This window comes from Paraburkholderia sp. SIMBA_054, assembly GCF_046534875.1.
GTDB lineage: Bacteria > Pseudomonadota > Gammaproteobacteria > Burkholderiales > Burkholderiaceae > Paraburkholderia > Paraburkholderia hospita.
The window spans coordinates 1-234 of sequence record NZ_JAWRXV010001763.1 but is presented as its reverse complement, the minus strand read 5'-3'; the positions used below and the strand labels follow the sequence as shown (position 1 = coordinate 234).

General features: G+C 50.4%; 1 protein-coding gene. It reads right to left on the bottom strand.

All coding sequences use genetic code 11. From position 1 onward, the window contains the following. Nucleotides 1-8: 8 nt before the first annotated feature. Nucleotides 9-234: hypothetical protein (locus SB822_RS61150; protein WP_410859665.1), on the bottom strand; the 226-nt coding region annotated here is incomplete at its 5' end.

The following is a 234-nucleotide window of genomic DNA, read 5'->3' as shown; positions in this document are numbered from 1 at the left end:
ATGAGGGGTCACATAGTGATTTCGTGCTTCTCGGTTTTCACCAGAGAGGCGTATTGGAAGAAGCGGTCGCCGGGAGAGACGATCTGCTGATCTTCATGAGATGCCGAACGGTATCCATCCTTGTGATTATCGAGCGCTGAAGTCTCGATATGGATCACAAGTTTCATCGAACGTTCGTCGCGCACGTGGTCGATTGTGTCGACATAGCCGTAATAAAGCGGTTCAACGTGCAAC